The organism is Xenorhabdus entomophaga, from assembly GCF_037996725.1.
Lineage (GTDB): Bacteria > Pseudomonadota > Gammaproteobacteria > Enterobacterales > Enterobacteriaceae > Xenorhabdus > Xenorhabdus khoisanae.
This window is the reverse complement of sequence record NZ_JBBMXH010000362.1, coordinates 1-420: the sequence shown is the minus strand read 5'-3', so window position 1 is coordinate 420 and position 420 is coordinate 1. Positions and strand designations below refer to the sequence as shown.

Below are 420 nucleotides of genomic sequence, written 5' to 3'. Positions count from 1 at the left end.
CTTCTTGCTACCGACAAATGCCCATTGCTCGTCTATTTCACAGATAATCTGAATGTCACTTCCCGCCAGCGGCAGTGTGGTTACGTTTCTTGGCGTGAGCTTTTTAATGTGCGAATGACCGTGTTAATGCCGACTTTCAGGACGCGAGCGGTGTCCCTAACCCCCGAGTTATTCATGGCCATATCCACAATCCGCTCTTTCATGCCGGGGTGACAGGCTTGATAGGTGTAGTCCAGTTGAAAAGTTTTACGGCACCCATAGCAGTGATAGCGGGGATGCCCAGTACGCCCTTTTCCATGTCCTTTCACCTCTTCCGCTTTGTGACAGTAACGGCAAACCACATCCACTTTAGCCATATCTCACCCATAATAAAAAGCGGGGAGTTTACCACAATATCTAATCATTGGGAGCATGACCCCC

At 49.3% G+C, this 420-nt stretch carries 1 pseudogene; it reads right to left on the bottom strand.

Annotated elements, in window-relative coordinates:
- Positions 1–356, bottom strand: a pseudogene (locus AAC854_RS23205) (IS1 family transposase); the annotation flags it as partial.
- Between the last annotated feature and the right edge of the window lie 64 nt (positions 357–420).